Origin of the sequence: Cellulomonas chitinilytica (genome assembly GCF_016862675.1) — a bacterium.
GTDB lineage: Bacteria > Actinomycetota > Actinomycetes > Actinomycetales > Cellulomonadaceae > Cellulomonas > Cellulomonas chitinilytica.
In genome coordinates this window covers 1-8,478 of the sequence record NZ_BONK01000024.1, presented here as the reverse complement: position 1 = coordinate 8,478, position 8,478 = coordinate 1, and the positions used below count along the sequence as shown (strand labels likewise).

Sequence of the window (8,478 nt, the reverse complement as noted above, 5' to 3'; positions counted from 1 at the left end):
GGCGTCGAACGGCTCTGACCGACGCCGTTCAGCCACCCGTTCGGCATGCTTGCCGCCGTGGACACCTACCTGCAGACAGAGCGTGTGACGCTGCACCCCTTCTCCGTCGGCGACGCCGACCTGCTGATCGAGCTCGACGGCGATCCCGCGGTCATGCGCTACCTGTCCGGAGGCGAGCCGACCGCGCCGGAGCTGGTCCGCGGTCGCGACCTGCCGAGCATCCTCGCCGGCTACGACCGGTGGGCCGGCGCCTTCGGGCTCTTCGCGGCGTACGAGACGGCGGGCGGCGCGTTCGTCGGGTGGTTCTGCCTGCGTCCCGAGCGTGAGGGGCCGCTCGACGAGGCCGAGCTCGGGTACCGGCTGCGACGGGCCGCGTGGGGCAGGGGCTACGCCACCGAGGTGTCCTCGGCCCTGCTGACGAAGGCGTTCACCGACCTCGACGTCCGGATGGTGTGGGGCGCGACGATGGCGCTGAACCGCGCGTCGCAGCACGTGATGGAGAAGGTCGGGATGACGGTCACGGAGGCGTTGCCGACGCCCGAGGACATGCTGGCGGTCGAGGGTTCTGAGCTCGGTGGCTTCCGGTACGAGATCACCAAGGAGCAGTGGGAGCGGCAGCAGGCGCTCCGTCCCTGATCTCGTCGCCGGCTGGGTCGGACCACGCGGGCGGGACGCGTCGGTACATTCCGGTGCGTGACCCGCTCCCGCCGTGCCGTCGCCCTCGTCGTCCTCCCTGTGGTGCTCGCGCTCGGGGCGTGCGCCGGTCGTGCGGGTACGGCGACGCCGACGCCGACGCCGACGTCGACCGAGCCCGCTCAGCCGGCTGACATCGCCCCGTGGGCGACGCCGACAGGGATCGCGCCCGAGCTCGTCTACGTCACGGACGTCGAGGGGTTCGACCTCGCGACGCAGTCGGTGGGCGTCGTGGGTGACGACGGCTTCTCGGCCATCTACACGCGAGCCGGCGACGGCGTCCTGTCGACGGTCGCGCTGACGACCGCGCCGACTGCGGTCGTCGACCTCTCCGTCGTCGCGCCGTGCGCCGAGCTGCCGGACGCTCCGGCAGCGCTCCGCTGCGCGGTCGTCCGCGGTGAGGCGTACGTCCTGCTCGAGGGCCAGGACGTCGAGGCTGCGACGCTCCGCGCCGCCGGCGCCGCCGTGCGGCTGCCGAGGGTCGACGAGCTGCCCTACCTCTTCACGGACGTGATGGTGCCGAGCGCACCCGTCGTGCGTGGCGACCTGCCGCCCTTCGGCGACGGTGCCCCGGTCGACCCGGAGCGCGCCGGAGGCTGAGTCCGCGACGCGAGCAGGTCCGGTTCTGACGGACGCGCGGCTTCCCGATGGCGTGGTCGCGCCGATCAGCAGGGGCCCTCCGCACCAGGAGCATCGCGCCGCCCGATCGGGCGCCTCGACGTCGGGTGGTCATCGGTCGCGAGCGGCCGCACCGGTCTGGAGGTAGACCTCGATCTCGGTGGCCTTCGCCGAGAGGTACACCCGGTCGCCGGGGCGCAGCCCGAGCTCGGCGACGGCCGCGGGGGTGACGTCGACGACGGCGGACGGCTCGCCGTCGAGGTCGATGCGGACGCGGTCGGTCAGCATCGTCAGGCCGGAGATGGTGGCGGGCCAGGTGTTGCGGACGCTCGAGGTGTCGGGCCGGTGCGGGCTGACCACGACCGCGGACGGGCGCAGCGCGACGAGCACCGCGCCGTGCTCGCCGTGGTCGGGGACGACGAACGTGCCGCCGCCGTCGAGACGGACCTCGTCGCCGTCGGCGGTGCCGGTGTAGAGGTTCAGGCCGACGAGCTTGGCGACGTACTCGGTGGCCGGGCGGCGGGCGACCTCGGCCGGGGTGCCTTCTTGCACGACCCGTCCGTCCTCGAGGACCATCAGGCGGTCGGCGAGGAGCAGGGCCTCCAGCGGGTCGTGCGTGACCACGAGGCTGGGCCCGGCGAAGCTCGACAGGTGGCGCCGGAGCTCGGCCTGCACGTCGAGGCGGGTGCGGGCGTCGAGCGCCGAGAGCGGCTCGTCGAGCAGGAGCAGGGTCGGCTCGCCGGCCAGCGCCCGGGCGAGCGCCACGCGTTGCGCCTGGCCGCCCGACAGGTCGCTCGGGCGCCGGTCGGACAGCTCGGCCAGGCCGAGCCGGTCGAGCCACTGCTCGGCCGCGGCGCGGGACTGCGACCGGCCCGCACCCCGGGCGCGCGGCGAGAACGCGACGTTGTCCCGGACGCTGAGGTGGGGGAACAGCCGGTAGTTCTGGAAGACGAACCCGACCGGGCGGTGCGGCGCGTCGAGGAAGGCGCCGCTCTCCGCGTCGTCGAGCACCTGCCCGTCGAGCAGGATCCGCCCCGCGGAGACCGGGGTGAGCCCGGCGACGGCGCTGAGCAGCGTCGACTTCCCGGCACCGTTCGGGCCGAGGACGGCGACGACCTGCCCGGGCTCGACCCGCACGGCGACGTCGAGGGTGAACGTGCCCCGGGTGACCCGTGCGTCGACGGCGAGGCCGCGGTCGCTCATGAGGCCGCCGACCCGGTGCGGAGCCAGCTGTCGCGCAGGGCCACCAGCACCGCGACCGACACGAGCAGCAGGATGAGGCTGAGCAGGATCGCCGCGTCCCGGTCGGTCTCCAGGGCGTAGTAGACGGCGATCGGCATCGTCTGGGTGCGACCGGGGAAGCTGCCCGCGAACGTGATGGTCGCCCCGAACTCGCCGAGCGCACGCGCCCAGCACAGCACCGCGCCGGCCGCGAGCGACGGCCCGATCAGAGGCAGCGTGACGCGCCGGAACACCGTCATCCGTCCGGCGCCCAGGGTGGCTGCGGCCTCCTCGAACCCCCGGTCCGCGGACCGCAGCGCCCCCTCGACGGTGACGACGAGGAAGGGCATGGCCACGAACGTCTCGGCGATGACGACCGCGGCCGGCGTGAACGGCAGCGTGATCCCGAACCACTGGTCCAGGTACTGGCCGACGAACCCACTGCGCCCGAACGCCAGCAGCAGCGCGACACCCCCGACGACCGGCGGCAGCACCAGGGGAAGGGTGACCAGGGCGCGCACGAGCCGCAGGCCCGGGACGGCGGTGCGGGCCAGCAGCCAGGCCAACGGCACGCCGATCACCAGCGAGATCGCCGTCGCCGTCGTCGAGGTCCACAGCGACAGCCGCAGCGCCTCACCGGCGGCCGACCCGTGCAGGATCGTCCACGCGTCCCCCCAGGGGGCCCGGATCAGCAGGCCCACCAGGGGGACGACCAGGAACAGCATCCCGACGAGCGCCGGGACGAGCAGCGGGGCGGGGGCGGACCGCGACCCGCCGCCGGTCGTCGCCCGGCGCTCACGCTCCCGGGAGCTCAGCGTCGTCGGCATGTCGCTCAGGCCTCCAGGTCGCCGGCGGTCAGGGCCGCGCGAAGCCCGCCGCCGACAGCACGTCGGCCCCGGCGGACGAGAGCACGTAGTCGACGAACGCCCGGGCGACGTCGGCGTGCGAGCTGTGCGACAGGGTCGCGATCGGGTAGTCGGTCGAGGCGTTGACGTCGTCCGGGATCTTCACGCCCTGGACGTCGGCGCCTGCGGCGATCACGTCGGTCATGTAGACGACGCCGGCGTCGACCTCGCCGAGCGTCACCTTGCTCAGCACCGCCTTGACGTCCGGCTCGAGCGTGACGGGCGTGACCGTGATCCCGGCGTTGGTGAAGACCTTCGCGGCCGTCGACCCGCAGGGCACCTCCGCCTGGCAGAGCGCGGTCTTGATGGCCGCGTCGGTCAGGTCGTCCAGGCCGGTGACCTTGCCCGGGTTCGCGGGCGGCACCGCGATCTCCATGCTGTTCGTCGCGAACACGACCGGGTCGCTCGCGTCCCCGGCGGCGACGACCTCGTCCATCGTCTTCGTGCTCGCGGACGCGAACACGTCGGCCGGGGCGCCGTCGGTGATCTGCCCGGCCAGCGCGGAGCTGGCGGCGAAGCTGAACGTGACCTTCACCCCCGGGTTCGCCTTCTCGAACTCCTCGCCGAGCGTCGTGAACGACTCCGTGAGCGACGCGGCCGCCAGCACCGTGATGTCGCCCTCGAGGGTCGACGTCGGGGAGGCGGACGGGGTGCTGCTCGGCGAGGCATCGGTGTCCGAGGCACCCGAGCCGCAGCCGGCGAGGCCGACGCCGACGACCGCGGCCACCAGGGTGAGGGCGAGACGACGCATGGACGGGCTCCTTCGTGGGATCTGCGAGGGGGTCAGCGTGCGCGCGGGATCTCGACGGACACGTTCGTCGCCTTGACGGCCGCGACCGCCAGCACGCCCGGTTCCAGCCCGAGCTCGTCGGCGGCCTCGCGACTCATCAGGGAGACGAAGCGGTGCGGTCCGGCCTGGATCTCCACCTGCGCCATGACGGTGTCCTTGACGACGCGGGTGACGAGGCCGGTGAACCGGTTCCGCACCGATGCCGCGGCGATGTCGCCGGCGTGGAGCTGCGCGGCATCGTGCGCGAGCTCCTGGGCGAACCTCGCCAGCGCGGCTCCGTCGACCGCTTGCCGCCCGGACGAGTCGGTCGTCGTCTCGATCCGGCCGCTGTCGGCCCACCGCCGCACGGTGTCGTCGCTCACTCCGAGCAGGTCGGCTGCCTCTTTGATCCTGAAGGCTGGCATCGGTGCTGCTCCTCACCCGGGCACTCGCGGACGATCGGAACAGTAACCGACGATGCGTGAGCGCAGGGGTACATCACACCGCGATTGCGTCACACTCGGCGCATCGGATCTGCATCTGCGGAAGCAGGTCGTGACTCGGCGGGCGACCGGCACCGCGGTCGAGCGCGTGCCGCCCGGTGACCCGCGTCAGAAGCCGTCCGGTGGCCGCGTACGCGCGCGGTGTCGGCGCACGGCGGCTCTGCTTGCGCAGCGTGGTGAGCAGTACCGCTGGGTGCCGTTGCGGGAGGTGTCGACGATGACGTTCGTGCAGGGGCTCGCGGCGCACCGGCCGAGGCGGCTCATGCCTCGCGTCGTCAGGTGCAGAGCGGTGCCGACACTGAAGACCGCCTGCAGCACGCGGGGCAGGTCGTCGTCGACGTCGCGGTAGTGCAGGTGCCACCCCTCCCCGTCGTGGTCGGTCAGTCGCGGGTACGCGGTGGCGCCGGCCATCTGCTCGTTGAGGAGGGCGGCGCGCTCGTCCGGGTCGTCGGTGTCGACGACCCGGAGCCACTCGTCGAGCACCGCCCTGCACCGGGCGTGGTCGTCCTCTCGCTCCGGGAAGGGCATCGTCATGCCGAAGACGCGCGTGCGGGCGACGATCCCCGCGCGGGTGGTCGGCCAGTCGTCGGCCAAGGATCGGGCGAGCTGGACGGCGTACTCGCCGTAAGGGTTGAGCTGCACAAGGCCATGACACCAGCATTTCTGCCGTGCCCATGCTCCCGTTGTCGCTGCCCGTGTCCGGTGGGTCCCTCGTCGGGATGGTGCTGACCGCGCTGGCCATGGTGCTCACCCCCGGGCCGAACATGGTCTACCTCGTCTCGCGGAGCATCGGCCAGGGCCGCAGCGCCGGGCTGATCTCGCTGGCGGGCACCGGCGTCGGGTTCGTCGTCTACATGCTCATGGCCAACGTCGGCCTGGCTGTCGTGTTCGTCGCCGTGCCCGTGCTGTTCATCGGATTCAAGGCCGCCGGCGCCCTGTACCTGGCCCACCTGGCGTGGCGGGCGCTGCGTCCTGGCGGCCACGGGGTGTTCGACGTGCGCGAGCTGCCGCGCGACAGCCGGGCCCGGCTCTTCCGGATGGGGCTGGTCACCAACCTGCTCAATCCCAAGGCCGCGATCATGTACCTGACGCTCATCCCGCAGTTCGTCGACCCGGACCGCGGTCGTCCGGCCGTGCAGGGGCTGACCCTCGGCGTGGTCCAGATCGCCGTCAGCCTTACCGTCAACGCCCTGATCGTCGTCGCCGCAGGCGCCGTCCCCGGGTTCCTCACGCAGCGCCCGGCCTGGGCCGCCTGGCAACGACGCCTCACCGGCACCCTCCTCGGTGCCGTCGCGCTCGTGCTCGCCCGCGACGTGCCGGCCCGGGCCCGCGTCTGACCGGACGGCGCCGCGGCCCCCTCCGAGGCGTGCCCCGAACGTCCGCGTCGTACCCCCGATCTAGCGTGACCCCATGGACTTCGAGGATCGGCAGCGCTCGGCGCTCGAGAACGTCGACATGACGGGCTCCCTGTTCACGAGGGTGGACTTCACGGGCTCGAGGTTCCGAGCGGTCGCGCTGCACGGCGTGGTGATGCGGGACATCGAGGTCTCGGACACCACGATCGACGGCGAGATCGGGAGCCTCGTGGTCAACGGGGTCGACGTGGCGCCGTTGGTCGAGGCCGAGCTGGACCGCCGCCACCCCGAGCGACCGTTGTTCCGGCCGACCGCGGCGGACGGGTTCCGCGCCGCGTGGGACGTGAACGAGCGGCTGTGGGCGGACACGGTCGCGCGGGCGCGCCTGCTGCCGGACGGGCAGCTGCACGAGTCGGTCGGCGGCGAGTGGTCCTTCGTCCAGACGCTCCGCCATCTCGCGTTCGTGTCGGAGTCGTGGGTGGGTCGCGGAGTGCTCGGCGACCCGAGCCCGTGGCACCCGCTGTCGTTGCCGTGGGACCAGATGGAATTCCGCGACGGCGTGCCCCACGACAGGGACGCCCCCGCCACGCTGGACGACGCCCTCGCGCTGCGCCTGGAGGCGATGGCGTTGGTGCGGAGCGTGGTCGACGGCCTGACGGACGACCAGCTCGACGTGCCCGGCGAGCCCCTCGTCGGTCCGGGATGGCCCGACGAGGGCGAGGTGCTCTCGCCTCGGCAGTGTCTCCGGGTCGTCCTCAACGAGGAGTGGTGGCACCGTCGGTACGCGGAGCGCGACCTGACCGTGCTCGAGGAGCTCCGCTGACGGTTCGGGTGCGCGGGGGTGCCAGCCGCGACACCCCTGCCCGACGTCGAGGGCGGGTGCCTAGGTCGCGACGGTCCGGAAGGGGTCGGCGGCGGCGACGAGCTCGACGGGGACCTCGGGCACGAGGTCCGTGAGCCGGCGACCGAGCTCGGCCATGCCCTCCTGCTCCGACGGCACGTGCCCGACGACGACGACGCCGGCGCACACGCCTGCGGTGACCCCGTCGGCGGCGTACTCGCCCGTCTCCCACTCGTGGCCCTCGCCGATGACGATCACGTCGACGTCCGACCGGGCGAGCAGGTGCCGGTTCCGCTCGAACCCCTGGAACCCCGGCTGCAGGCCGACGACGGACACGGGCGTCCGAGGGTCGCCGACGAAGCGCAGCGCACGGGCACCCAGCGCCTGTGCGACGTGCGCGGCCAGGGCACCGAGCGTCGTCCGCGGCAGGTCGTAGACGCCCGGGTCGCCCGCCCGCTCGGCGTCGAGCCAGCCGAGGGCCCGTGCGGTGCCGGTCAGGATGCCGTCGGGCTCGCGGTCGTGCCAGGCGTCGTGCTTGTGGAGGACGACGAGCCCGTGCTCGGCGACGAACGCCGACTTCGCCGCGTGCACCGGGTCGGCCTCCGCGGCGAGGACCGCGTCGGACGCGCCGTGGTGGTCGAAGTAAAGCGGCTCGTGCGTGATGACGAGGTCGAGCCCTCGCTCCGCGGCGCGCTGCAGCACGTCGAGCGTCGCCATCACCGTGACGGCGATCCCCCTGATCGGGGCGTCCGGGTCACCGGCGAGGAAGCCGTCGACCGTCGTCGCCCGAGGCGGCACCCCCACGTCCGCACCGATCCGCTCCGCCACCTGCCGCGCAGTCACCGTCACGCCGACACCGTAGCGACGCTCCCCGTCACGCCGGACCCCTGTCCGCGGGGGACACTGGTGTCAGCAACCATCGCCTCGACGAGGAGTCCGCCGTGCCCCAGGGAACTGTCCGCTGGTTCGACGCCGAGCGGGGGTTCGGCTTCATCGCCCTCGGGGACGACGCCGAGGACCTGTTCGTGCACGCGTCCGAGATCGTCGACGACGGCGGGCCGAGGCTGCTCCGCGAGGGGCAGGAGGTCGAGTTCGAGATCGGCGAGGGCGACCGTGGGCCGCAGGCGCGCCGCGTCCGGGTCACGGGCGACTTCGCCGCCGACGCGGCCCTGGGCGTGCTCGGCACTGTCTCCTGGTACGAGCCGGGCAAGGGGTACGGCTTCCTCACGCCGGACGGCGGGGGCGCGGAGATCTTCGTGCACAGCTCGGCCATCGTCGGCGGCGGCGTGATCTCGGACGGGCAGCGGGTCGCGTTCCTCGTCGTCGAGGGGGAGAAGGGGCCGCAGGCGGACCACCTCCTCCCGCTTGGGGCCGCGGCGGCCCAGCGGGGCGCGACGTCCGACGGGGCGGACGGCACCGTGACCTGGTACGACGCGGACAAGGGCTTCGGGTTCGTCACGCCTGACTCCGGCGGCGAGGACGTCTTCGTCCACGTCCGGGCACTGGCCGGCGGTCTGAGCGAGCTGGCCGACGGGGACCGCGTGACGTACGAGGTCACCGAGGGCGAGCGGGG

The 8,478-nt window shown here is 73.3% G+C and carries 11 protein-coding genes; 5 read left to right on the top strand and 6 right to left on the bottom strand.

The window, feature by feature from the left end:
- Positions 1-57 precede the first annotated feature (57 nt).
- Together Cch01nite_RS22385 and Cch01nite_RS22380 are read left to right on the top strand one after the other, a co-directional pair.
- Positions 58-636, top strand: a complete 579-nt coding sequence (locus Cch01nite_RS22385; protein WP_203758736.1) for a GNAT family N-acetyltransferase — start codon at positions 58-60, stop codon at positions 634-636.
- Positions 637-693: 57 nt separating this feature from the next.
- On the top strand, positions 694-1,293 hold the full coding sequence (locus Cch01nite_RS22380; RefSeq protein ID WP_203758735.1) for a hypothetical protein: 600 nt from the start codon (positions 694-696) through the stop codon (positions 1,291-1,293).
- A 129-nt stretch (positions 1,294-1,422) separates the two neighbouring features.
- Here the strand turns inward: Cch01nite_RS22380 and Cch01nite_RS22375 are convergent, their stop codons facing one another.
- The 5 genes from Cch01nite_RS22375 to Cch01nite_RS22355 all read right to left on the bottom strand — a co-directional run bounded on the left by Cch01nite_RS22375 (position 1,423) and on the right by Cch01nite_RS22355 (position 5,351).
- Positions 1,423-2,514, bottom strand: a complete 1,092-nt coding sequence (locus Cch01nite_RS22375) for an ABC transporter ATP-binding protein (RefSeq protein ID WP_203758734.1) — start codon at positions 2,512-2,514, stop codon at positions 1,423-1,425.
- Positions 2,511-3,359: an ABC transporter permease gene (locus Cch01nite_RS22370; RefSeq protein ID WP_239071243.1), complete on the bottom strand. Its 849-nt coding sequence runs from the start codon at positions 3,357-3,359 to the stop codon at positions 2,511-2,513. The genes Cch01nite_RS22375 and Cch01nite_RS22370 overlap by 4 nt, the downstream gene beginning before the upstream one ends.
- Positions 3,360-3,387: 28 nt before the next feature.
- Positions 3,388-4,188: a molybdate ABC transporter substrate-binding protein gene (modA, locus tag Cch01nite_RS22365; RefSeq protein ID WP_203758733.1), complete on the bottom strand. Its 801-nt coding sequence runs from the start codon at positions 4,186-4,188 to the stop codon at positions 3,388-3,390.
- Between the two features lie 32 nt (positions 4,189-4,220).
- Positions 4,221-4,631 carry a TOBE domain-containing protein gene (locus tag Cch01nite_RS22360; RefSeq protein ID WP_203758732.1) on the bottom strand — a complete coding sequence of 137 codons (411 nt, stop codon included), beginning with the start codon at positions 4,629-4,631 and terminating at the stop codon, positions 4,221-4,223.
- Between the two features lie 186 nt (positions 4,632-4,817).
- Entirely contained in the window at positions 4,818-5,351 is a 534-nt protein-coding gene (locus tag Cch01nite_RS22355; protein WP_203758731.1) for a CGNR zinc finger domain-containing protein, read from the bottom strand.
- A gap of 32 nt (positions 5,352-5,383) precedes the next feature.
- Here Cch01nite_RS22355 and Cch01nite_RS22350 point away from each other — a divergent pair, with 32 nt between their 5' ends.
- Both Cch01nite_RS22350 and Cch01nite_RS22345 read left to right on the top strand, forming a co-directional pair.
- Positions 5,384-6,046 (top strand): LysE family translocator, encoded by a 663-nt coding sequence (locus tag Cch01nite_RS22350; protein ID WP_203758737.1) that lies wholly within the window; start codon positions 5,384-5,386, stop codon positions 6,044-6,046.
- Between the two features lie 73 nt (positions 6,047-6,119).
- On the top strand, positions 6,120-6,887 hold the full coding sequence (locus Cch01nite_RS22345; RefSeq protein ID WP_203758730.1) for a DinB family protein: 768 nt from the start codon (positions 6,120-6,122) through the stop codon (positions 6,885-6,887).
- A 60-nt stretch (positions 6,888-6,947) separates the two neighbouring features.
- On the opposite strand, the gene Cch01nite_RS22340 is transcribed toward Cch01nite_RS22345, so the two are convergent.
- Entirely contained in the window at positions 6,948-7,754 is an 807-nt protein-coding gene (locus Cch01nite_RS22340; RefSeq protein WP_203758729.1) for a Nif3-like dinuclear metal center hexameric protein, read from the bottom strand.
- Positions 7,755-7,846: 92 nt separating this feature from the next.
- Between Cch01nite_RS22340 and Cch01nite_RS22995 the strand changes: the two genes are divergently transcribed.
- Positions 7,847-8,478 (top strand): cold-shock protein (locus tag Cch01nite_RS22995; protein WP_203758728.1); only part of this gene is annotated, 632 nt, incomplete at its 3' end.